The organism is Micromonospora yasonensis (assembly GCF_026013475.1).
In the GTDB taxonomy this organism is placed as follows: domain Bacteria; phylum Actinomycetota; class Actinomycetes; order Mycobacteriales; family Micromonosporaceae; genus Micromonospora; species Micromonospora yasonensis.
This window is the reverse complement of record NZ_JAPDPH010000128.1, coordinates 1-20695: the sequence shown is the minus strand read 5'-3', so window position 1 is coordinate 20695 and position 20695 is coordinate 1. Positions and strand designations below refer to the sequence as shown.

Here is a 20695-nt window from a genome sequence, read left to right as displayed (position 1 = left end):
CCCGGCGCAGCTCGGCCACCCCGGCGGCCGGGTCGCCGACGTGGTTGAGCACGAAGTTGGCCACCGCCGCGTCGGCGCCGTCGGTGGGCACCGGCAGCCGCGGCAGCACCGCCCGGACCAGCACCGCGCCAGGCGCCGTCCGCCGGGCGGCGTCGAGCATGCTCGGCTCGCCGTCGACCGCCACCACCTCGGCGCCGCGCGCCAGCGCCGCCGCCGCGACCGTGCCCGGCCCGGTGCCGACGTCGATCACCCGCCGCCCGGCCCGCACCGCCGCCGCGTCCAGCAGCGCCTCCGCCGGGTACGCGCAGAGCCGGCCGAAGCTGCGCTGGTACGCCTCGGCCCGTCCCGCCCAGCGGGCTCGTTCGTGCGCGTCGAAGTCCGCGTCGATCATGATGGGCAGCGTAGCGGCGTCCGGGCGTGGCGCGCCCCACGGCTGCTCGCCGTGAGTCCGGCCGCGGCGATCCTCGGGTCAGCGGAGGGCCGCCCCGCCGGCGGCCAGGGCGTCCCGCCAGGTCCGGGTCTGCCAGGCGGCGGCACCGTTGAAGACCAGGTCGAGGAAGCCCGGCCCCCCGGACGCCGGGGCCGGGCGGCCGGCCCAGAAGTCGGCGAAATCGCGCCGCTGCTCCGGGCTCGGCTTCGGCGAGATGTCCGAGCCGCGTCCCACCAGGGCGTACCGCCGGCCGCCGACGGTGAGCAGCAGGGTGCCGAGCCGGGACAACCGGCCGCTCACCTGCCCGGCCGGTACGGCGAACAGGTCCGCGCTGGCGCGGTCCCGGGCGCGCAGCCAGCCCTGGTCGAGGGTCATCAGCACCGGCACGCAGCGCCGGCCGTTCCAGATGCTCCGTCGCCAGTAGACGATGCTCGCGTGGGCCACCGGGTGAGTCACGCGGGGAACTGTATCGGTGACCGTCCACGGCGTGCGGGTGCGCCTCGGCATCCGCTACGACTTCACCATCGAGCAGGAGCTGCAGGCCGACTGCATGGCCGGGGCGTACATCGGCGACAACGTACGCGACAAGGTGCTCGCCCTCGACCGCGGCGACCTGGACGAGTTCCGGGAGGGACTGCTCGCGGTCGGCGACGACCCCGACCAGCCCTGGTTCGCCGAGGGTTCGCACGGCACCGCCGAACAGCGCAGCGACTCGTTCTTCCGGGGCTACGAGAACTCGCTGGCCGCCTGTGGGCTCGGCTGATGCCGCAGGTCACCCTTGCCGGGGACGGTTGACCCGGCCGAGGGCACGGCTGAGAGGATCGGCGGGTACGCCCACCCGAGGAGGCCCCAGCTGAGCAGCAGACACCCCGCCGCCGTGCTCTTCGACATGGACGGCACCCTGGTCGACAGCGAGAAGCTGTGGGACGTGGCGTTGCAGGAGCTGGCCGCCGTGTACGGCGGCACCCTGTCCGACACCGCCCGCAAGGCGATGATCGGCACCAGCATGGCCGCGTCCATGCGGATCCTGCACGACGACCTCGGCCAGCCGGAGCGGGACGCGCAGGCCAGCGCCGACTGGATCAACGCGCGGATCCTGGACCTGTTCCGCACCGGTCTGCGCTGGCGGCCGGGCGCGCTGGCGCTGCTGCGCGCGGTCCGCGCCGCGGGCATCCCCACCGCCCTGGTCACCTCCAGCGTCCGGCCGCTGGTCGAGGTCGCCCTCGACACCCTCGGCCGGGACAGCTTCGACGCGGTGGTCTGCGGCGACGAGGTGGACGCCACCAAGCCGCACCCGGAGCCCTACCTGACCGCCGCGCGGCTGCTCGACGTGCCGATCGTCCGTTGCGTGGCGATCGAGGACTCGTCGACCGGCGTGGCCAGCGCCCTGGCCGCCGGGGCCGCCGTGCTGGCCGTACCGGCCGAGGTGCCGCTGCCGCCGACCGACGGCGTACATCAGTTGGAGAGCCTGACCGGCGCGGACCTGGAGCTGCTCGCGGCGCTGCTCGGCGACCCGCCGGCGTGAAAGGAGGGGCCCCTTGTTAACAGACGTCTGTTAACAAGGGGCCCCTCCTTCACCTCACTCGTGGGCGATGGCGCCCAGCACGTTGATCCGGGCGGCCCGGATCGCCGGCAGGACCGCGGCGACCACCCCGACGATCGCGGCCAGGCCGAGCATGACCCCCATCTGACCCCAGGGCAGGATCAGGTCGTTGATCCCCTCCTTCTTCAGCGCGCGGACCACGGCGGCGCCGAGGCCGCTGCCGACGACGACGCCCAGCAGCGCGCCGAACACCGAGATCACCACCGCCTCGACGGTGATCATGCGCATGGTCTGCGCCCGGCGCAGCCCGATCGCCCGCAGCAGGCCCAGCTCCCGGGTACGTTCCAGCACCGACAGCGCCAGGGTGTTCACGATGCCGAGCACCGCGATCACGATGGCCAGCGCCAGCAGGATCTGGATCATCGTGAGCAGCCCGTCGAGCGAGCCGGTCTGCTGCTTGATGAACGCGTCCCGGTCGGCCACCGACACCTCGGGGGAGTCCGCGAGCAGCCGCTCCACCTGAGGCTGGACGTCGGTCACCCGGGTGCCCGGGGCGAGCTGCACGAAGCCCTGGACCGGCTGCGGGATGGCGAAGTCGCGGGCCGCCTGCGGAGGCAGCACCACCGGGTTGGTCAGCTGTGAGCCCTGGTAGATGCCGCTGACCGTGTAGGTGCGGGCCTCGCCACGGGACAGCTGCACGGTCACCCTCGTGCCGACCGAGACACCCCGGGACTTGGCGGTGTCGGAGCTGAACAGCATCTGCTCCGGGCCCAGCCGGCTGATGTCGCCGGCGGTGGCCTTCGCCCCGAAGATCCGCTCCAGCGCGGCGACGTCGCTGGACGCGGCCACCCAGGTCCGTTCGCCGTTGACCACGGCCATGTCGCCGTACTCGCCGTCAACCAGCTGCACGCCGGGGATCGCCGCCGCCTTGTCCAGCACCGCCGGATCGAAGCTCGGCGGTCGTGGGCCGTTCTGCGACCCGGCGATCACCAGCTCCGCCTTGATGGTGTCCTTCGCCAGCGCGCTGATGCTTCCCTTCGCCGAGTCGAGGATCACCGTCACCCCGGTGACCAGGGCGATGCCGACCATCAGCGCGGCGGCGGTGATCGCCGTACGGCGGGGGTTGCGGCCGGAGTTGAGCCGTCCCAGCTTGCCCGGCACCGACCAGGCGAAGATCGCGCCCAGCAGGGCGACCACCGGGCGGCTGATCAACGGGGTCAGCAGCGCCACGCCGATGAAGGTGAAGAGCACGCCGCCCAGGATGATGGCCAGGCCGTTGCCCCCGGCGTTGCCGCTGAGCCCGAGGAAGAGCAACGCGGCGCCGACCGCGGTGACCAGCGCGCCGGACACCGTGATCCGGGTCAGCGGCCGGTCCGGGGTGGCCACGTCCTGCATCGCCGCGATCGGCGGGATCCGGGACGCGCGCAGCGCCGGCAGCAGCGCCGCCACCACGGTGATCACCAGGCCGACCGAGAACGCGCCGATCACCGCCGCCGCCGGGACGCCGATCCCGGCCAGCGTGAGGCCCCCGGCGAGGTTGCCGAACGCCCACGCCAGCAGCGCGCCGACGCCGACGCCGGCGGCCAGGCCGAACACCGAGGCGATCAGGCCCACCGCGATGGCCTCCAGCACCACCGAGCCGATCATCTGTCGGCGGCTCGCCCCGACGGCCCGCATCAGGGCCAGCTCGCGGGTCCGCTGCGCCACGATGATCGAGAAGGTGTTGAGGATCAGGAACGTGCCGACCAGCAGCGCCACCGCCGCGAAGCCGAGCAGGATCCGGTTGAAGAAGGACAGCGCCTCCTTGAAGCCCTGCGCGGCCTCGGTGGAGAGCTGCTCGCCGGTCTTGACCACGTAACCGTCACCCACGGCACCGGCCACCGCATCGCGCAGCGACTCGTCGGTGACCCCGCCGGCGGCCTTGACCGTCACACTGTTGAAGGTGTTCGGCTGGCCCAGCATCAGCCGTTGCGCCGTCGGGGTGGTGAACATGATCTCGTTGCTGCCGCCGATCGAGTCGCGGCCGCCGCTGTAGCCGAAGATGCCGACGATGGTGAACTCCTGCTTCGGCTCCAGGGGCGTGAGCACCCCGACCCGGTCGCCGAGTTTCACCTTGCCGGCGGTCGCGAGCCCCTGGTTGATGACGATCTCGTCGTCGGCCCGCGGCTCGTGCCCCTGGTTCAGCTGCAGCTGCTCGGACGTGCCGGTCCAGTTCTCACCCAGCTGCGGCGGGCCGAACGAGGCGACCGCCTTGCCGTTGCTGCCGATCAGCCGGGCCCCGTCGGCGGCGACCACGCCGGTGGCCTCGGCCACCCCGGGCACCGCGCGGACCTTGTCCACCGTCGCCGCCGGGAACGGCGCGGCCGTCTGCTCGCCCTCCATCTCCGACACCGCGATCTTGGGCTTGGCCGCGACGTTGACGTCCACCCCCTCGTACGCGTCGGCGAAGATCGCGTCGAAGGTGCGGCCGAGGGTGTCGGTCAGCACGAACGCGCCGGAGACGAACATCACCCCCAGCACGACCGCCAGCCCGGAGAGGATCAGCCGCAGCTTCCGGGCCAGCAGGCTCTTCAGCGTCGCCCGAATCATCGGCCGTTCACCTCGGCCGGGGTGTCGAGCTTCTTCATGGTGTCCAGCACGGTGTCGGCGGTCGGCTCGATCAGCTCCGAGACGATCTGCCCGTCGGCCAGGAAGACCACCCGGTCGGCGTAGGCGGCGGCGGTCGGGTCGTGGGTGACCATCACGATGGTCTGGCCGTGCTCGCGGACCGAGTTGCGCAGGAAGTTGAGCACCTCGGCGCCGGACCGGGAGTCCAGGTTGCCGGTCGGCTCGTCCGCGAAGATCACCTCGGGGCGGGAGACCAGGGCCCGGGCACACGCCACCCGCTGCTGCTGGCCACCGGAGAGCTGCGCCGGCCGGTGCCCCAGCCGGTCCCGCAGGCCCACCGTGTCGATCACGATGTCGTACCAGGCCGGGTCCGGCTTGCGGCCGGCGATGGACAGCGGCAGCAGGATGTTCTCCTGGGCGGTGAGCGTGGGCAGCAGGTTGAACTGCTGGAAGATGAAGCCCACCTTGTCCCGGCGCAGCTTCGTCAGCCCGGCGTCACCCAGCCCGGTCACCGTGGTGTCGCCGATCATGACACTGCCCTGGGTGACCGAGTCCAGGCCGGCCAGGCAGTGCATGAGCGTGGACTTGCCCGAACCGGACGGGCCCATGATGGCGGTGAATCGGCCCCGCTCGAACTCGCAGGTCACCCCCCGCAGGGCGCTGACCTGCGCCTCGCCGCTGCCGTACACCTTCCATACATCGCTCGCCCGGGCCGCGGCCTGCGCCTGGCGCCCCACCGTCGCGGTCACGTCATACACCTCTTCCGTCTTTGCCGATTCCGCACCGCCCCCGCTGACCGGTGCGGCCGTACCAATCCTCGCCGCAGGCGATCGAGGATCCGTCCGTCCTCGGGCGGACCCGTCGCCGGAAATCTCGTCGGGGGTCGCCCCCGAGATCGACTCAGGGTCCTCCCTGACCCGGCGGCCCGGCCGACGCTAGGACGTCACGCCGCGTCAGGGTCAACCATGCCGGGCGTCCGACGGTCACGGTACGTGACGGTCGCCACCCTCTCGGCGCTCACGCCCCGGGGCGACCAGGCCCGTCTCGTACGCCAGCACCACGGCCTGCACCCGGTCCCGCAGCCCCAGCTTGGTCAGCACGTGCCCGACGTGGGTCTTGATCGTGGTCTCGCCGACCGACAGTGCCCGGGCGATCTCGGCGTTGGACAGCCCCCGCGCCACCTGCACCAGCACCTCCCGCTCCCGGTCGGTCAGCGCGTTCAACGCCTTCGGCGGGGTGGCTGCCGGGTCGGGCAGCGCGTCGGCGAACCGGTCCAGCAGCCGGCGCAGGATCCGCGGCGCCACCACCGCCTCTCCGGCGGCGACCGTGCGGATCGCGGTGACCAGGTCTTCGGCCGGCACGTCCTTGGCCAGGAAGCCGCTCGCCCCGGCCCGCAGCGCGCCGACCACGTACTCGTCGAGGTCGAAGGTGGTGAGGATGAGCACCCGTACCGGCAGCCGGGCGTCCACGATCGCCCGGGTCGCCGCCACCCCGTCCATCCGGGGCATCCGGATGTCCATCAGCACCACGTCCGGCAGCAGCCGGCGGGACAGCTCCACCGCCTCCAGGCCGTCCGCGGCCTCCGCCACGATGTCCAGGTCCTCCTCGGTGCCCAGCACCATCCGGAACCCGGTCCGCAGCAGCGGTTGGTCGTCGGCGAGCAGGACCCGGACCGGGCGGGCCCTGGCCGTGCTGTCGGTCATCCGTGTTCCCCCGTCGGCGCTCATGCCGGAACCGCCCCGGCGGACTCGAGCGGGATCCGCGCGTACACCCGGAAACCGCCGCCGGGCCGCGGACCGGTCCGCAACACCCCACCGTAGAGGGCGACCCGCTCCCGCATCCCCACCAGGCCGTGCCCGATCCGGTCGGCCGCCGGGGCCGGCCCCCGGCCGGTGTCGGTCACCTCCACCGCCAGGAAGCCGTCGGTCCAGGTGAGCCGGACCAGCGCGGTGGCGCGGCCGGCGTGCTTGAGCGCGTTGGTCAGCGCCTCCTGGATGACCCGGTAGACGGCCAGCGCCACCCCCTCGGCCAGCGGCGCCGGCGTGCCGTCGACCCGTAGCGTCACCGGCAGCCCGGCCTCCCGTACCTGCTCCACCAGGGTCTCGACGGCGGTCAGCCCCGGCTGCGGGGCCAACTCGGCGTCCTGCTCGGCGTCGGTGCGCAGCACGTCCAGCAGCCGGCGCAGCTCCCGCAGGGTGGCTCGGCCGGTCTCCTCGACGGTGGCCATGGCCTCGTCGGCGGCGTCCGGGTCCCGGCGGAGCACCCGGCGCGCCCCGGTGGCCAGCACCCCCATCACGCTGACCTGGTGGGCCACCACGTCGTGCAGTTCCCGGGCGATCCGCCGCCGCTCGTCCGCGACGGCCTGCTCGGCCAGGGACCGCTGGGTCGCCTCGGCGATCCGGGCCCGCTCGCGCAGCATCCGGGTCGACTGCCGGCGAGCCTGCACGGCCCGCCCCACCGCGTACGCCACGGCCGCGGTGAGCAGGCTGTTGAGCACCAGGAGCCCCGGCCCGACCCGGACCGCGCTCGCCGGCGGGACGACCACGTTGGCCAGCAGCACCGGCGTCCACAGCAGCACCGCGGCCAGCGCGGCCGGCCGGGCCCGCTGGTGCGCCGCCATCGTGTACGTGAGCACGACGAAGGCCAGCCCGTGGGCGGCCGGCGAGTGCTTCAGCGGCGCCAGAACCGCCAGGCTGACCAGGGCGGCCCCGACCGCCGGCCACGGCGCGACCCGGCGGGCGGCCACCGGGGCGGCGGACAGCGCGCTCCAGCCCACCGCCGACCACAACTGCCCGGGGCGCAGCTCGCGTGGCGTGAGCAGCAGCACCGCCGCCTCCACCAGCACCAGCGCGACCGCGAAGGCGGCGTCGGCGCCCAGCGGGCGACGGCGCGCCCAGGCCCGCACCCGGTTGGTCATGCCACGACGCTAGCCGCCGCCCGGCGTGCCCCGTCGTCGGCGAAGCCGAACCCCGCCTCCTCCTGGAGGAGGAGGATCACTCGTCCGCGCCCGGGGCGACCGGCCGGGACCGGGCGTCGGTCAGCGGGTCGCCGGGCCCGGCGGCCGGGAACGGCGGCGGGGTGCCGCCGAAACTGGGGCAGAGCGTCTGGTGGCTGCACCAGTCGCAGAGCCGGCTGGGCCGGGGCCGGAAGTCCTGCCGCGCGGTGGCCTGCTCGATCGCCTGCCACAGCGCCACCACCGTGCGCTCGAACCGCTCCAGCTCGTCGGCGTCGGGCGTGTAGTCGCAGACCTCGGCGTCCTTGAGGTAGAGCAGCCGCAGCACCCGCGGCACCACGCCCCGGGTCCGCCACAGCACCAGGGCGTAGAACTTGAGCTGGAACAGCGCCCGCGCCTCGAACGCCTCCCGCGGGGCCCCGCCGGTCTTGTAGTCGACCACCCGCAGCGCGCCGTCCGGGGCCACGTCGAGCCGGTCCAGGTAGCCCCGGATCAGTAGCTCCTCGTCGACCACCGCGGAGATCAACGCCTCCCGCTCGGCCGGCTCCAGCCGGCGCGGGTCCTCCACCGCGAAGTAGCCCTCCAGCAGCCCGGCCGCCGAGCGGAGGAACTCGCCCACCCCGGCGCCGTCGCCGCCGGCGAACAGGGTCGCCAGCTCCGGCTGCTCGGTGACCAGCCGGTCCCACTGCGGGGCCACCAGGTCGCCGGCCGACTGCGGGGTCCGCGCCGCCGCCGGCAGGTCGAACAGCCGCTCCAGCACCGCGTGCACCAGGGTGCCCCGGGCCTGCTCCACGGTCGGGCGCTCGGGCAGCCGGTCGATGCTGCGGAACCGGTAGAGCAGCGGACAGGTCTTGAAGTCCGCTGCCCGCGACGGCGACAGCGACGCCCGCACCGTGGGCGGTGCCGTCATCGGGGTTTCCTGCGCGTCGATCACCGGTTCCGCCGTCATGTCCGGAAGGTTAGGGCACCGGTGTGACAGGGCCGTCGTCGCCGCACCGGCGCATGATCCGCGCCGCGTACCATCGATCCGGTGGAGCAGCGGACCCGACCGACCCGCCGCACCCGGCTGACCGTCGCTCGGGTAGCTGGCGTGCCGCTGCACGTCGACGCCTCGATGCTGCTGCTCACCGCGGTCGTCACCGTCCTCTACGCGTCGCTCGCCCGCCGTCAGCTCGACCTCGGTCACCTGGGCGGCTACCTGGTCGGCCTCGGCTTCGCGGTCTCCCTGCTCGGCTCGGTGCTGCTGCACGAGCTGGGCCACGCGCTGACCGCCCGACGGTACGGCATCGGTGTGCGAGGGATCACGCTGGAGCTGCTCGGCGGCTACACCGAGATGGACCGCGACGCCCCCAGCCCCAAGGTGGACCTGCTGGTCTCCCTCGCCGGTCCGGCGGTCTCCGCGGTGCTCGGCGCGGCCGGCGTCACCGCCACCCTCGCCCTGCCCGCCGGCACGCTCGGCCACCAGCTCGCCTTCCAGCTCGCCGTCTCCAACGTCGTGGTCGCCGTCTTCAACAGCCTGCCCGGGCTGCCGCTCGACGGCGGCCGGGCGCTGCGCGCCGCCTTGTGGGCGCTCACCCGGGACCGGCACCGGGGCACCGAGGTGGCCGGCTGGATCGGCCGGGCCGTCGCCGTGGCCACCCTGGCCCTGGTGGTCCTGCTCACCCTGCGCCGCGCCATCGCGCCGCTCGCCCTGCCGCTGATGCTGCTCGTCGCCGTCACCCTCTGGCGGGGCGCCGGCCAGTCCATCCGGCTGGCCCGGATCAGCCGCCGCCTCCCGCTGGTCGACCTGGCCCGGCTGGCCCGCCCGGTACTCCCGGTGCCCAGCGGCACCCCGCTGGCCGAGGCCCAGCGGAGGCGTGCCGAGACCCCCGCCCCCGGTGCCGCGCTCGCCGTGGTCGACGCCGCCGGCCGGCCGGTCGCCCTGGTCGACCCGGCCCGGGCCGACGCCGTACCCCCGGAACGGCGGCCGTGGCTCGCGGTGGATGCGGTCTCCCGCGACCTGGGCAGCCTGCCCGCGCTGCCGGTCGGCGCGGACGGCGAGCACGTGATGGAGACCGTGCGCAGCCACCCGGGCGCACAGTACGTCGTGACGGCAGGCGAAGATGTCGTCGGCGTTCTGCACATCGCGGATCTGGCTCAGCTCCTGGAACCCAAACGGAAGACGAACACGTGACCGCACATTCCTCCGCCGTCCCGGCCCTGCCGCCTGTTCACCGAGGGCCGTTCCGCCCCGGCGACCGGGTGCAGCTGACCGACCCCAAGGGGCGGATGCACACCGTGACGCTGGAGCCCGGCAAGGAGTTCCACACCCACCGGGGGATCCTCAAGCACGACACGCTGATCGGCCTGCCCGACGGCAGTGTGGTCACCACCGCCGGCGGCGGCACCGCCTTCCTGGCCCTGCGGCCGCTGCTGTCGGACTACGTGCTCTCCATGCCGCGCGGCGCCCAGGTGATCTATCCGAAGGACTCCGCGCAGATCGTCGCCATGGGCGACATCTTCCCCGGCGCGAAGGTCCTGGAGGCCGGAGCCGGCTCCGGCGCGCTCTCCTGCTCGCTGCTGCGGGCCGTCGGCACCGAGGGCGAGCTGCACTCCTGGGAGGTGCGGGAGGACTTCGCCCAGATCGCCCGGCGCAACGTCGAGGCGTTCTTCAACGGGCCGCACCCGGCCTGGCGGCTACACGTCGGCGACGTCGCCCAGTGCCCGGAGACCGGGTTCGACCGGATCATCCTGGACATGCTCACCCCGTGGGAGACCCTCGACATGGTCGAGCGGGCGCTCGTCCCCGGCGGCGTCTTCATCGGGTACGTGGCCACCACCCCGCAGCTGTCCGAGCTGGTCGAGGCGCTGCGCGAGCGGGGTGGCTGGACCGAGCCCCGGGCCTGGGAGTCGCTGGTGCGGGACTGGCACGCCGAAGGGCTCGCCGTCCGTCCCGACCACCGGATGATCGCGCACACCGCGTTCCTGGTCTCCGCGCGCAAGCTCGCCCCCGGGGTCACCGCGCCGCCGCGCCGGCGCAAGCCCAGCAAGGGCGCCGAGGCGTACGTCCAGCGCCGCCAGGCACTGCGCGAGGCGGAGGCGGCGCGGCAGGCGGCGGCCGAGGCGGAGCAGGAAACGGATCAGCCGTGACCCCCCTGTGGGGACAGGGGCGAGCGGGTGGATCATGGGTCCCGGCGGGAACGGCACCGGACGGGCGGAGACGGTGGCATGAGCGAGCAGACCGGGGCGCGGCGCGCGCGCCCCGACGGACGGCGACAGCGGGAGGCGGCGGCGTGAGCGGCCCCGGCTACGGCAACGGCGACCTGCCCGCGGTCTTCCCCGACTGGTCGCCCTACGCCGACCTGGAGTCGGCGGCCCGGGCGTACCTGCGCGACCCCGACATCGCCCTGGACGCCCTCGGCGGCGTGCTGCGCGGGGCGTCCGTGCTCGGCTTCACCCTGGAACGCTTCGTCAACGAGGTCAACGGCGTCTGGCAGGAGGTCGTCGTCTGCGACGGCAGCCGGCTGATCCTCTGGCACGGCGAGGACGTGCCACCGGGGGAGGGGCCACCCGGCTCGATGACCTCCTCGCTGCGGGTGGTCCCGGTCTCGACGGTCACCGAGGTGGGCTGCCGGCGGCGGCTCACCCGCAGTGACACCGGCGAGGTCCGGGTCGACAGCATCGACGTCTACCTGCTGCTCACCTCGCTGGACGAGGCGCCGCCCGGCGACGAGGTGGTCGGTGCGCCGCGGCATGACGCGCTGCGCTTCGGCAAGACCCTCGACGACGGCGGGGCCGGGCAGATCGCCCGGTTGGAGGAGTTCGCCCGACTTGTCGCCTCGGTGGTCGGTCGTCCCATGTTGTAAATGGATCGCGGGCCGGGGACGAGAGCGTCCCGGCCCGCGATCCGTCAGCTCGTCAGTCGTCGGCCTCCGGGCCGGCCACCTCGACGCCGTCGCCCGCCCGCACCACGTGGATGCACTCGCCCGGGCACTCCTTCGCCGAGTCGATCACCTCGAGGCGCAGGTGCTCCGGCACGTCGATCCGGGCGCCGGGGGCCTGCCGCAGCTCGCCGTCCGCGCCCTTGACGTACGCCAGGCCGTCGACGTCGAACTCGAAGACCTCGGGCGCGTACTGCACGCACAGCCCGTCACCGGTGCAGAGGTCCTGGTCCACCCAGACCTGAAGCTGGTCTGTCGCGACGTCGGTCACGAAGCACCCCCCATGTTCTCCCGTCCCACGCCCCGACGGTACCCGAACGCCCGTACCCGCCCGTCGGTCAGCCCTTGGCGATCAAGCTTCGGTGACGAGGGCGTTGCGTGGGACCGAATCGAGCTCATAGCGGCTAGTGTTAGCTCAGTACGTTCAAGCCCCCCGGGGAGGTGGGACGTGGCACGCAGCGACGACGCGGACTCGCGCGCCGCACGGTGGGAGAAGGAGGCCCACGATCTCTCCACGCAGGTCGCGTTCCTGCAAGAGGAACTCGCCCTGGTGCGGCGCAAGTTGACCGAAAGCCCCCGACACGTCCGGCAGCTCGAAGAGCGGCTGGCGGCCACCCAGGCCCAGTTGGCGCGGCTGACCGAGAACAACGAACGGCTCGTGAGCACCCTCAAGGAGGCTCGCGCGCAGATCGTGACGCTCAAGGAGGAGATCGACCGCCTCGCGCAACCGCCGAGTGGCTACGGCGTCTTCCTGGCGAAACACGACGACGGCACGGTGGACGTCTTCACCGGCGGGCGCAAGCTCCGCGTCGCCGTCTCGCCCTCGCTGGAGGTCGACGAGCTGCGCCGCGGCCAGGAGGTCCTGCTCAACGACGCCCTCAACATCGTCGACGCGTTCGGCTACGAGCGGGTCGGCGAGGTGGTGATGCTCAAGGAGGTGCTCGCCGGGCCCGGCGGCGCCCCGGGCGACCGAGCTCTGGTGGTCTCCCACTCCGACGAGGAACGCATCGTGCACCTCGCCGAGACCCTGATCGGCAGCCCGATCAGGGCCGGCGACTCGCTCATGATCGAGCCCCGCTCGGCGTACGCGTACGAGCGGATCCCGAAGAGCGAGGTCGAGGAGCTGGTGCTGGAGGAGGTGCCCGACGTCGACTACGAGGACATCGGTGGCCTCCAGGCGCAGATCGAGCAGATCCGCGACGCGGTGGAGCTGCCCTTCCTGCACGCCGACCTGTTCCGCGAGCACCAGCTCCGGCCGCCGAAGGGCATCCTGCTCTACGGCCCGCCCGGCTGCGGCAAGACGCTGATCGCCAAGGCGGTGGCCAACTCCCTCGCCAAGAAGATCGCCGAACGGCGCGGCGAGGAGAAGCACACCAGCTTCTTCCTCAACATCAAGGGCCCCGAGCTGCTCAACAAGTACGTCGGCGAGACCGAGCGGCACATTCGGCTGATCTTCCAGCGGGCCCGGGAGAAGGCCAGCGAGGGCACCCCGGTGATCGTGTTCTTCGACGAGATGGACTCCGTCTTCCGCACCCGCGGCTCCGGCGTCTCCTCCGACGTGGAGAACACCATCGTCCCGCAGCTGCTCAGCGAGATCGACGGTGTCGAGGGCCTGGAGAACGTCATCGTCATCGGCGCCTCCAACCGGGAAGACATGATCGACCCGGCGATCCTGCGCCCCGGCCGGCTCGACGTGAAGATCAAGATCGAGCGGCCGGACGCCGAGGCGGCCAAGGACATCTTCTCCAAGTACATCCTCGCCGGCCTGCCGCTGCACGGGGACGACCTGGCCGAGCACGGCGGCGACCCGCAGGCCACCGTGGCGGCGATGATCGACGCGGTCGTCCTGCGGATGTACTCGGAGACCGAGGAGAACCGCTTCCTCGAGGTCACCTACGCCAACGGCGACAAGGAAGTCCTCTACTTCAAGGACTTCAACTCGGGCGCGATGATCCAGAACATCGTCGACCGGGGCAAGAAGATGGCCATCAAGGAGTTCCTCACCTCCGGGCACAAGGGGCTGCGCCTGCAGCATCTCCTCGACGCCTGCGTCGACGAGTTCCGGGAGAACGAGGACCTGCCCAACACCACGAACCCCGACGACTGGGCGCGCATCTCCGGCAAGAAGGGCGAGCGGATCGTCTACATCCGTACGCTCGTCTCCGGCGGCAAGGGCGCCGAGGCCGGCCGGTCCATCGAGACCGCCAGCAACACCGGCCAGTACCTCTAGTCCGACGGCGACGACGGAGGCCCGCGGCGCGGTGCGCCGCGGGCCTCCGCGCGTTACCGCGCCCGGCCTGCCGTGCCCCCTCGGCGCGTGACGGCGACTACGCTCGACGTGACGGGGGACCGGGACGGGCGAGCGGAGCGGGCAGGTCGATGAGCGTAAGACGGATCATGGGCACCGAGATCGAGTACGGCATCTCCGTGCCCGGCCAGGCCGGGGCCAACCCGATGGTCACCTCCTCGCAGGTGGTCAACGCCTACGGGGCGCGGCCCGAACTCAACCGGGGCGGCCGGGCGCGCTGGGACTACGAGGAAGAGTCGCCACTGCGCGACGCCCGCGGCTTCACCTACTCGGGAGCCGCGTACGACCCGGCCGAGGCGCTCGCTGACGAGGACCTGGGGCTGGCCAACGTCATACTCACCAACGGCGCCCGGCTGTACGTCGACCACGCCCACCCGGAGTACTCCACCCCCGAGGTGACCAACCCCCTCGACGTGGTGCGCTGGGACAAGGCGGGGGAGCGGGTGATGGCCGAGGCGGCCCGGCGGGCCGCCACCATCCCGGGCACCCATCCGATCCACCTCTACAAGAACAACACCGACAACAAGGGCGCCAGCTACGGCGCCCACGAGAACTACCTGATGCGCCGGCAGACGCCGTTCGCCGACATCGTGGCGTACCTGACGCCGTTCTTCGTCACCCGCCAGGTGGTGTGCGGCGCCGGCCGGGTCGGGATCGGCCAGGACGGCGGCCAGAGCGGCTTCCAGATCTCCCAGCGGTCCGACTTCTTCGAGGTCGAGGTGGGCCTGGAGACCACCCTCAAGCGGCCGATCATCAACACCCGCGACGAGCCGCACGCGGACGCCGACAAGTACCGCCGGCTGCACGTCATCATCGGCGACGCCAACCTGTCGGAGATCTCCACGTACCTCAAGGTGGGCACCACCGCGCTGATCCTCACCATGATCGAGGAGAAGGCGCTCACCCCCGACCTGGGCATCGCCGACCCGGTCAGCGAGCTGCGCGCGGTCAGTCACGACCCGTCGCTCAAGCACCTCATGCGGCTGCGCGACGGCCGCAAGCTCACCGCCCTTGACGTGCAGTGGGCCTACCTCGAACGGGTCCGGTCCTTCGTGGACGACCGGTACGGCGACGACCTGGACGAGCAGACCGCCGACGTGCTCGACCGCTGGGAGAGCGTGCTCGACCGGCTCGGCCGGGACGCCTTCCTCTGCGCCGACGAACTGGACTGGGTGGCCAAGCTGCGGCTGCTGGAGGGCTACCGGGAGCGGGAGAAGCTCGCCTGGGGCTCGCACAAGCTCCAACTGGTCGACCTGCAGTACTCCGACGTGCGGCCGGAGAAGGGCCTCTACCACCGGCTGGTCCAGCGCGGCTCGATGAAGACCCTGCTCAGCGACGAGCAGACCCGCACCGCGATGACCGAGCCGCCGGAGGACACCCGCGCCTACTTCCGTGGTCGGTGCCTCGCCCAGTACGCCTCCGAGGTGGTCGCCGCGAGCTGGGACTCGGTCATCTTCGACGTGGGCCGCGAGTCGCTGGTCCGGGTGCCGATGATGGAACCGGAGCGGGGTACCCGCAAGCACGTCGGGGAGCTCTTCGACCGGTGCGCGAGCGCCAAGGACCTCCTGGAGATGCTCACCGGCGGCTGAGCCGCCGGGCGCCACGCGGAGCCCGTCACGCGTCGAGGAACCCGGCGCGCGACGGGCTTTTCGTCGCCCGGGCGAGGTAAGTTGATCGCAGGCGATCGTGGAGGAGGCAGCACCATGGCGACGCAAGAAGGCGGGCAGACCCAGTCCGGCAAGTCGCACGAGGAGGTCGAGGAGGTCACCGCGCAGGCCAACCCCGAGGTTGCCGAGCGGCACGCCGAGATCACCGAGGACGTCGACGACCTGCTCGACGAGATCGACTCCGTCCTGGAGGAAAACGCAGAGGAATTCGTGAGGGGATACGTCCAGAAAGGCGGACAATGACCGCAATGTCCGACTTGCCGTACGGCATCGGACACGGTCTGTCCTCGATCCGGTTGGTCTCGCCTGTGGTGGCCGTCCACCGCAGGCGGCGGCGCCCCGACGGCCCGGTTCTACGGTGAGACCTGCGCGGCGGCCCACACGCGGGCGAGCCGTCGCGAGCACGGGGTCGAACCGCGGTAGGCGGCTGTCGTTCAGGTCGTCCACGGCCTGACGTAGAAGGAGTTCCGGGAGCGGTGGCCCCGATCCGGAACATGTGGACCACGATCATCGCACCGGGTGGGTGCGCGGGATACTCTGCTTCAACTGCAACGGTGGTCTTGGCCAGTTCCGGGACAGTCCCGCGAGGCTGGCCAGGGCGATCACGTACCTGAGAGGAACCACGTGGCAGCGGGTTTTGATCCATCCGGGCGTCTACCAGATGTGTTCACCAACGCGGGGACGTCGTCCTTCACAGCGTTCCTGAGCAAGGTCGCCCCCGAGATGCTGCCCGGCCGACGGCCGCTGCCGCCCGGCATGGCCGCCGACATGGCGCCGCACGCGACCACCATCGTGGCCATCTCGGCCGCCGGCGGTGTGGTGATGGCCGGCGACCGGCGCGCCACGATGGGCAACCTGATCGCCCAGCGGGACATCGAGAAGGTGCACCCGGCCGACGCGTACTCGCTGGTCGGTATCGCGGGCACCGCGGGCATCGGCATCGAGCTGATGCGACTGTTCCAGGTGGAGCTGGAGCACTACGAGAAGATCGAGGGCGCGATGCTCTCGCTCGACGGCAAGGCCAACCGGCTGGCCTCGATGATCCGGGGCAACCTGGGCGCGGCCATGCAGGGCCTGGCGGTGATCCCGCTCTTCGCCGGGTTCGACCTGGCGGCGCTCGACCCGGCCCGCGCCGGCCGGATCTTCAGCTTCGACGTGACCGGCGGCCCGTACGAGGAGACCGGCTACGACGCGATCGGCTCCGGCTCGCTGTTCGCCAAGTCGGCGCTGAAGAAGCGGTTCCGCGCGGGCCTGTCGGTCGACGACGCGGTACGGCTCGCCGTCGAGGCGCTGTACGACGCGGCCGACGACGACACCGCGACCGGTGGGCCGGACCTGACCCGCAGGATCTACCCGGTGGTGATGACCGCGACGGCGGAGGGCACCCACCGGCTCACCGACGCCGAGACGGCGGCGATCGCGGAGAGCGTCGTGGCCGGCCGGATGGAGAACCCCGGCGGCTGAGCCGCTCCCACCTGACCCGTCAGCAGTCCGCAGCACAGCGCCCGAAGGAGAACCGCCGCCGTGGCCATGCAGTTCTACGCCTCCCCCGAGCAGATCATGCGCGACCGCTCCGAGCTGGCCCGTAAGGGCATCGCCCGGGGCCGCAGCGCGGTGGTCCTGAGCTACGAGGGCGGGGTGCTCTTCGTCGCGGAGAACCTCTCCAGCACCCTGCACAAGGTCAGTGAGATCTACGACCGGATCGGCTTCGCCGCGGTGGGCCGGTACAACGAGTTCGAGAACCTGCGCCGCGCCGGGGTGCGGATGGCCGACCTGAACGGCCTGAGCTACGACCGGCGGGACGTGACCGGCCTGGGTCTGGCCAACGCGTTCGCGCAGACGCTGGGCGCGATCTTCACCGAGCAGTCGAAGCCGTTCGAGGTGGAGATCTGCGTGGCGGAGGTGGGCGCGACGCCGGACGACGACTCGATCTACCGGCTGACCTACGACGGGTCGGTCAACGACGAGCCGGGCCGAATGGCGATGGGCGGCCAGGCCGAGGCGATCACCGGGGTGCTGAAGAACGAGCACCGGCCGGACATGTCGCTGTCGGAGGCGGTCCGGGCCGCGGTGAAGGCGCTGAGCAGCGTGGGCGGGGAAGGCGGCGCGAGCCGTACCATCGCCGCCAACCAGTTGGAGGTGGCGGTCCTGGACCGCCGTCGCGTGGGGCGGACGTTCCGCCGGATCACCGGGGCGGCGCTGACCGCGCTGCTGGACGGGGAGGCGGCGGACACCGCGCCGGCGCCGGGCCGGGCGAAGACCCCGACGGTGCCCACCGAGGAGGCGAAGAAGCCGACCACGTCGGCTGGTTCGACCGACCTGGAGGGCCAGCAGGACGAGGCGGGCGGCGAACCCGCGCAGTGACGTGACCGCCGGGCCGTCGCCGAGTGGCGGCCCGGGTCCGTCCGGCGGCCGGCGCGCGGGTCAGCGGGGTCGCTTGAGTGGCGTCCACCAGGCCCGGTTGTCCCGGTACCACCGCCCGGTGGCGGCCAGCCCCTGATCGAAGTCGACGGTGGGCGACCAGCCCCGCTCCCGGCGGCTGACGGTGCCGTCCAGCGCGTACCGGCGGTCGTGGTCCTTATGGGCGGCGTTGACGTACGCCGACCGGAGGTAGCCGGCGTCGCCGGTGACCACGATCCGCACGGTGGCCGGCCGTGCCGGGTGCGGGAGTTGCGCGCGGTGGGATGCCCGGACGGCGCCCGCGGGGGACGCCGGTGGAACCACCGGGTTGAGCGTTGCCCATCGGGTGGCTCGGGCGGCTAGTGTCACATCATGGAGCGGCGAATCTTCGGCCTCGAGACCGAGTACGGCGTCACCTGCACCTATCGCGGGCAGCGCCGGCTGTCCCCCGACGAGGTCGCGCGGTACCTGTTCCGGCGGGTGGTGTCGTGGGGCAGGTCGAGCAACGTGTTCCTGCGCAACGGGGCCCGCCTCTACCTGGATGTGGGCTCGCACCCGGAGTACGCGACCCCGGAGTGCGACTCGGTGACCGACCTGGTCGCACACGACCGGGCGGGGGAGCGGATCCTGGAGGGGCTGCTCGTCGACGCGGAGAAGCGGCTGCACGACGAGGGCATCGCGGGTGAGATCTACCTGTTCAAGAACAACACCGACTCGGCCGGCAACTCGTACGGCTGTCACGAGAACTACCTGGTGTCCCGGCACGGGGAGTTCGGCCGCCTGGCGGACGTGCTGATCCCGTTCCTGGTCACCAGGCAGCTGATCTGCGGCGCGGGGAAGGTGCTGCAGACGCCGCGCGGCGCGGTCTACTGCCTGTCGCAGCGGGCCGAGCACATCTGGGAGGGCGTCTCCTCGGCGACCACCCGGAGCCGCCCGATCATCAACACCCGGGACGAGCCGCACGCGGACGCCGAGCGTTACCGCCGGCTACACGTGATCGTCGGTGACTCGAACATGAACGAGGTCACCACGCTGCTGAAGGTCGGCACCGCCGACATCGTGCTGCGGATGATCGAGGCCGGGGTGATGATGCGGGACCTGTCGCTGGAGAATCCGATTCGGGCGATCCGGGAGGTGTCGCACGACATCACCGGCCGGCGCAAGGTCCGGCTAACCTCCGGCAAGGAGGTCTCGGCGCTGGAGATCCAGCAGGAATACCTGGCCAAGGCGACGGAGTTCGTGGAGCGCCGGGGCGGGGACCAGACCGCGAAGCGGGTGGTGGACCTGTGGGCCCGGGTGCTGCGGGCGGTGGAGACCGGTGACCTCGACCCGGTGGCCCGCGAGATCGACTGGGTGACGAAGCTGAAGTTGATCGAGCGGTACCAGCGCAAGCACGACCTGCCGCTGTCGCACCCGCGGGTGGCGCAGATGGACCTGGCGTACCACGACCTGCGTCGCGGGCGCGGCCTGTACGGGCTGCTGGAGCGGCGCGGCGAGGTGGACCGGGTGGCGACCGACCCGGAGATCTTCGAGGCGAAGGAGACGCCGCCGCAGACCACCCGGGCGCGGCTGCGCGGTGAGTTCATTCGGCACGCCCAGGAGAAGCGGCGCGACTTCACCGTCGACTGGGTGCACCTGAAGCTGAACGACCAGGCGCAGCGCACGGTGCTGTGCAAGGACCCGTTCCGGGCGTACGACGAGCGGGTGGAACGGCTGATCGCCAGCATGTGATCGAGGGCGGCCGGTGCCCCGGCACCGGCCGCCGCGCCACCGGTACGCTGGCGTGGCGATGAACACTTCCGAACCCGCCGACCGCGAGCGCGGCGGCCGACCGGACCGCGACGGCGGCACCGAGAAGCTCAACTGGATCGACCGGCGCCGGGAGAAGATCCGCGCCGAGATCGAGCGCAACCGCCGTGGCGAGTACACCGTGCCGACCTGGGTGCTGGCGGCCGCGCTGATCCTCATCGTGGTCGCCTGGTTGGGGTTGATCTTTTACCTCGGCTGAGCGGACCGGTCACCGTCGGGGCGGGCGTGATCACCTGGCGGTGGCGACTGGCCTCGGCGACCTGAGGTGGACGGCCTCGGTGTCGCCGGTCAGCCGGCGAGGGCGGCGGCACGGCGGCCGGCGGCGGCCGCCGCCAGGAAGTAGGCGTGGTCGGCGTCGAGCCCGCGACCCATCGTGGACAGGCCCACCGGGCTGGCCCGCAGCGCCGCGTCGAGGCCGTCGGCGGGCACGCTGACGATCCGGTGCCGGCCGGCGAGCGGCGCCAGGGCCGCGTCCACCTGGGCGGCGAGCGCCGGGTCGAGGCCGTCCGGCACCACCAGCTCCGCCGGCGCGAGGGCCACTCGGCCGTACGCGGTGAGGCTGTGGTGGGAGACCCCCCGGTGCCGGGGCCGGGGGTCGGCGTCGGAGATGCGCAGCGAGCCGACGGGCCGCCCGCCCAGCGTGGCGACGGCGTTGACCGCCTCCCCGACGGCCACCCCGGAGAACCCCCAGCGGGTGCCGGTGCCGAGGTTGCCGGGGCCCTGGGCGACGATCGCGAGGTCGGCGTGCAGCACGTGCCGGGCGGCGAGCAGGCCGCTGTGCAGGGTGCTGGCTTCCAGGTCGCCGCCGAACGCCTGGCCCACGGTGATCGTGCCGACGAGGTGCCCGGCCAGCCCGGCCAGGGTGCGGGAGAACCAGGCCGGCAGCGCCCCGCCGTCGGTGAGCAGGTACGCCACCCGGGCCCGCGGGGCGTCGGCGCGTACGCCGGCGAGGATCGCCGGGAGGGCGGAGTGCAGGTCGGCGGTGACCACCGGCATCCCGTCCAGCCGAACGCGGTGGCGCACGCGGCGGCGATGGTGGCGGTCGTGGCCAGGGCGAG

The 20695-nt window shown here is 72.6% G+C and carries 21 protein-coding genes and 2 pseudogenes; 13 read left to right on the top strand and 10 right to left on the bottom strand.

All coding sequences use genetic code 11. The features are described 5' to 3' along the window. Together ONA70_RS23225 and ONA70_RS23220 are read right to left on the bottom strand one after the other, a co-directional pair. On the bottom strand, positions 1-391 hold a 391-nt coding region (locus ONA70_RS23225; protein ID WP_265008586.1), incomplete at its 3' end, for a class I SAM-dependent methyltransferase. A gap of 78 nt (positions 392-469) precedes the next feature. Further along, on the bottom strand, positions 470-886 hold the full coding sequence (locus ONA70_RS23220; RefSeq protein ID WP_265008585.1) for a hypothetical protein: 417 nt from the start codon (positions 884-886) through the stop codon (positions 470-472). Between the two features lie 25 nt (positions 887-911). On the opposite strand from ONA70_RS23220, the pseudogene ONA70_RS23215 reads away from it, so the two are divergent. Both ONA70_RS23215 and ONA70_RS23210 read left to right on the top strand, forming a co-directional pair. After that, positions 912-1193: pseudogene (locus tag ONA70_RS23215) on the top strand (neutral zinc metallopeptidase); the annotation flags it as partial. Positions 1194-1307: 114 nt separating this feature from the next. Continuing rightward, on the top strand, positions 1308-1955 hold the full coding sequence (locus tag ONA70_RS23210; protein WP_265008584.1) for an HAD family hydrolase: 648 nt from the start codon (positions 1308-1310) through the stop codon (positions 1953-1955). 54 nt (positions 1956-2009) lie between these two features. On the opposite strand, the gene ONA70_RS23205 is transcribed toward ONA70_RS23210, so the two are convergent. From ONA70_RS23205 to ONA70_RS23185, 5 genes are all read right to left on the bottom strand, one after another. Then, positions 2010-4562, bottom strand: a complete 2553-nt coding sequence (locus tag ONA70_RS23205) for an ABC transporter permease (RefSeq protein WP_265008583.1) — start codon at positions 4560-4562, stop codon at positions 2010-2012. Next, positions 4559-5329, bottom strand: a complete 771-nt coding sequence (locus ONA70_RS23200) for an ABC transporter ATP-binding protein (protein WP_265008582.1) — start codon at positions 5327-5329, stop codon at positions 4559-4561. Before ONA70_RS23200 ends, ONA70_RS23205 begins: the two co-directional genes overlap by 4 nt. A gap of 234 nt (positions 5330-5563) precedes the next feature. After that, positions 5564-6283 (bottom strand): response regulator, encoded by a 720-nt coding sequence (locus ONA70_RS23195; RefSeq protein ID WP_265008581.1) that lies wholly within the window; start codon positions 6281-6283, stop codon positions 5564-5566. Between the two features lie 20 nt (positions 6284-6303). Next, a complete protein-coding gene (locus ONA70_RS23190; RefSeq protein WP_265008580.1) occupies positions 6304-7497 on the bottom strand; it encodes a sensor histidine kinase in 1194 nt (397 codons plus the stop codon). A gap of 76 nt (positions 7498-7573) precedes the next feature. Further along, positions 7574-8482 (bottom strand): RecB family exonuclease, encoded by a 909-nt coding sequence (locus ONA70_RS23185; RefSeq protein ID WP_265008579.1) that lies wholly within the window; start codon positions 8480-8482, stop codon positions 7574-7576. A gap of 72 nt (positions 8483-8554) precedes the next feature. Between ONA70_RS23185 and ONA70_RS23180 the strand changes: the two genes are divergently transcribed. From ONA70_RS23180 to ONA70_RS23170, 3 genes are all read left to right on the top strand, one after another. After that, positions 8555-9706 carry a site-2 protease family protein gene (locus tag ONA70_RS23180; RefSeq protein WP_406601233.1) on the top strand — a complete coding sequence of 384 codons (1152 nt, stop codon included), beginning with the start codon at positions 8555-8557 and terminating at the stop codon, positions 9704-9706. Continuing rightward, positions 9703-10662 carry a tRNA (adenine-N1)-methyltransferase gene (locus tag ONA70_RS23175; protein WP_265008578.1) on the top strand — a complete coding sequence of 320 codons (960 nt, stop codon included), beginning with the start codon at positions 9703-9705 and terminating at the stop codon, positions 10660-10662. The genes ONA70_RS23180 and ONA70_RS23175 overlap by 4 nt, the downstream gene beginning before the upstream one ends. Positions 10663-10805: 143 nt before the next feature. After that, positions 10806-11378 carry a hypothetical protein gene (locus tag ONA70_RS23170; protein WP_265008577.1) on the top strand — a complete coding sequence of 191 codons (573 nt, stop codon included), beginning with the start codon at positions 10806-10808 and terminating at the stop codon, positions 11376-11378. Between the two features lie 52 nt (positions 11379-11430). Here the strand turns inward: ONA70_RS23170 and ONA70_RS23165 are convergent, their stop codons facing one another. Further along, positions 11431-11724, bottom strand: coding sequence for a ferredoxin (locus ONA70_RS23165; protein ID WP_265008576.1), 294 nt, complete (start codon positions 11722-11724; stop codon positions 11431-11433). 177 nt (positions 11725-11901) lie between these two features. Between ONA70_RS23165 and arc the strand changes: the two genes are divergently transcribed. The 6 genes from arc (at position 11902) to prcA (ending at position 17792) form a co-directional block, all read left to right on the top strand. After that, positions 11902-13683, top strand: a complete 1782-nt coding sequence (gene arc, locus ONA70_RS23160; protein WP_265008575.1) for a proteasome ATPase — start codon at positions 11902-11904, stop codon at positions 13681-13683. Positions 13684-13832: 149 nt separating this feature from the next. Beyond that, positions 13833-15350, top strand: a complete 1518-nt coding sequence (gene dop, locus ONA70_RS23155) for a depupylase/deamidase Dop (protein ID WP_406601232.1) — start codon at positions 13833-13835, stop codon at positions 15348-15350. A 114-nt stretch (positions 15351-15464) separates the two neighbouring features. Beyond that, positions 15465-15671: a ubiquitin-like protein Pup gene (locus ONA70_RS23150; protein ID WP_073836803.1), complete on the top strand. Its 207-nt coding sequence runs from the start codon at positions 15465-15467 to the stop codon at positions 15669-15671. A gap of 253 nt (positions 15672-15924) precedes the next feature. Continuing rightward, positions 15925-16134, top strand: a complete 210-nt coding sequence (locus ONA70_RS23145; protein WP_319958213.1) for an endonuclease VII domain-containing protein — start codon at positions 15925-15927, stop codon at positions 16132-16134. Further along, entirely contained in the window at positions 16053-16892 is an 840-nt protein-coding gene (gene prcB / locus ONA70_RS23140; RefSeq protein ID WP_265008574.1) for a proteasome subunit beta, read from the top strand. Before ONA70_RS23145 ends, prcB begins: the two co-directional genes overlap by 82 nt. A gap of 60 nt (positions 16893-16952) precedes the next feature. Further along, positions 16953-17792: a proteasome subunit alpha gene (gene prcA / locus ONA70_RS23135; RefSeq protein ID WP_265008573.1), complete on the top strand. Its 840-nt coding sequence runs from the start codon at positions 16953-16955 to the stop codon at positions 17790-17792. Positions 17793-17852: 60 nt separating this feature from the next. Here the strand turns inward: prcA and ONA70_RS23130 are convergent. Continuing rightward, positions 17853-18008 (bottom strand): annotated as a pseudogene (locus tag ONA70_RS23130) (dTDP-glucose 4,6-dehydratase); the annotation flags it as partial. Positions 18009-18200: 192 nt separating this feature from the next. Between ONA70_RS23130 and pafA the strand changes: the two are divergent. After that, positions 18201-19559: a Pup--protein ligase gene (gene pafA / locus ONA70_RS23125; protein ID WP_265008571.1), complete on the top strand. Its 1359-nt coding sequence runs from the start codon at positions 18201-18203 to the stop codon at positions 19557-19559. 58 nt (positions 19560-19617) lie between these two features. Next, positions 19618-19836, top strand: coding sequence for a hypothetical protein (locus ONA70_RS23120; protein WP_265008570.1), 219 nt, complete (start codon positions 19618-19620; stop codon positions 19834-19836). Positions 19837-19925: 89 nt separating this feature from the next. Here the strand turns inward: ONA70_RS23120 and ONA70_RS23115 are convergent. Beyond that, on the bottom strand, positions 19926-20695 hold a 770-nt coding region (locus ONA70_RS23115; protein WP_265008569.1), incomplete at its 5' end, for a DUF3866 family protein.

What these genes read in the sequence shown, in the direction of transcription:
- ONA70_RS23150 (WP_073836803.1), top strand. Translation starts at nt 15,465, where the DNA reads ATGGCGACGCAAGAAGGCGGGCAGACCCAGTCCGGCAAGTCGCACGAG.
- dop (WP_406601232.1), top strand. Translation starts at nt 13,833, where the DNA reads ATGAGCGTAAGACGGATCATGGGCACCGAGATCGAGTACGGCATCTCC.
- ONA70_RS23190 (WP_265008580.1), bottom strand. Translation starts at nt 7,497, where the DNA reads ATGACCAACCGGGTGCGGGCCTGGGCGCGCCGTCGCCCGCTGGGCGCC.
- pafA (WP_265008571.1), top strand. Translation starts at nt 18,201, where the DNA reads ATGGAGCGGCGAATCTTCGGCCTCGAGACCGAGTACGGCGTCACCTGC.
- ONA70_RS23185 (WP_265008579.1), bottom strand. Translation starts at nt 8,482, where the DNA reads ATGACGGCGGAACCGGTGATCGACGCGCAGGAAACCCCGATGACGGCA.
- ONA70_RS23195 (WP_265008581.1), bottom strand. Translation starts at nt 6,283, where the DNA reads ATGACCGACAGCACGGCCAGGGCCCGCCCGGTCCGGGTCCTGCTCGCC.
- ONA70_RS23205 (WP_265008583.1), bottom strand. Translation starts at nt 4,562, where the DNA reads ATGATTCGGGCGACGCTGAAGAGCCTGCTGGCCCGGAAGCTGCGGCTG.
- ONA70_RS23120 (WP_265008570.1), top strand. Translation starts at nt 19,618, where the DNA reads ATGAACACTTCCGAACCCGCCGACCGCGAGCGCGGCGGCCGACCGGAC.